Origin of the sequence: Paraburkholderia sp. SIMBA_054 (assembly GCF_046534875.1) — a bacterium.
In the GTDB taxonomy this organism is placed as follows: Bacteria; Pseudomonadota; Gammaproteobacteria; order Burkholderiales; family Burkholderiaceae; genus Paraburkholderia; species Paraburkholderia hospita.
In genome coordinates this window covers 1-404 of the sequence record NZ_JAWRXV010000290.1, presented here as the reverse complement: position 1 = coordinate 404, position 404 = coordinate 1, and the positions used below count along the sequence as shown (strand labels likewise).

Here is a 404-nt window from a genome sequence, read left to right as displayed (position 1 = left end):
ATGCGCTCGCCATCCGTCTCGTACGTTTGCGCCGATTCGAGTGCGCCGTCGAAAAAGCGCAACAGTGCCGCCTGGCTGTTGAGGACGATGAGTTCGACGCGCAGTCCGCTTTTGTAGCGAAGCGCAGCCGCATAAAAAAGCTGCGCGATGCGCCGGCCGCCCACCATCGGTTTTGGAAAGCTCTGCACCCGGCCGCCGCCATCGCCCATGAGCACGGCATCTTCGGCAAGCATTGAATTGATCGCCGCAAAGTCGCCGCGCTGCAAAGCGTGCGCAAAAGTCTGCAGCAACCGATGATGCGTCTCCCGCGACACGACGTAGCGCGGACGATCGTCGCGCAACTGCGCCTTCGCGCGGCTCACCAGTTGCCGGCAGGCCGCTTCGCTCTTGCCGATGGCTTTTGC

Annotated in this window: 1 pseudogene; it reads right to left on the bottom strand. The window is 62.9% G+C overall.

The window, feature by feature from the left end:
* Nucleotides 1-404, bottom strand: a pseudogene (locus tag SB822_RS55160) (RNA polymerase subunit sigma-24); the annotation flags it as partial.